The 651-nt window shown below is 42.9% G+C and carries 1 protein-coding gene; it reads left to right on the forward strand.

Annotated features, from left to right (window positions below; all coding sequences use genetic code 11):
* Window positions 1-651: Fe-S cluster assembly protein SufB (gene sufB, locus GMD4S_RS12535; RefSeq protein ID WP_000664053.1), on the forward strand; the 651-nt coding region annotated here is incomplete at both ends.

Below are 651 nucleotides of genomic sequence, written 5' to 3' on the forward strand. Positions count from 1 at the left end.
GTTTGAAGTCTTATGAAACCTTCAAAAAAATGCCTATGCAAACCTGGGGAGCAGACTTGTCAGAGATTGACTTTGATGACTTGATCTATTACCAAAAACCATCTGATAAACCAGCCCGTTCTTGGGATGATGTACCTGAAAAGATTAAAGAAACCTTTGAACGTATCGGGATTCCAGAAGCTGAACGTGCTTATCTAGCAGGTGCCTCTGCCCAGTACGAGTCAGAAGTGGTTTACCACAACATGAAGGAAGAGTTCCAGAAATTGGGTATTATCTTTACAGATACAGATTCTGCCCTCAAGGAATACCCAGACTTGTTTAAACAATACTTTGCTAAGTTGGTACCGCCGACAGACAACAAGTTGGCAGCCCTCAACTCGGCCGTATGGTCTGGAGGGACTTTTATCTATGTGCCAAAAGGTGTCAAGGTAGATATTCCACTACAAACTTACTTCCGTATCAACAACGAAAATACAGGTCAGTTCGAACGTACCTTGATTATCGTTGATGAGGGAGCAAGTGTCCACTACGTAGAAGGCTGTACAGCACCAACTTATTCTAGCAACAGCTTGCACGCTGCCATTGTAGAAATTTTCGCTTTGGACGGAGCTTATATGCGTTATACAACCATCCAAAACTGGTCTGATAATG

The sequence above is a fragment of the Streptococcus sp. GMD4S genome (genome assembly GCF_000296955.1).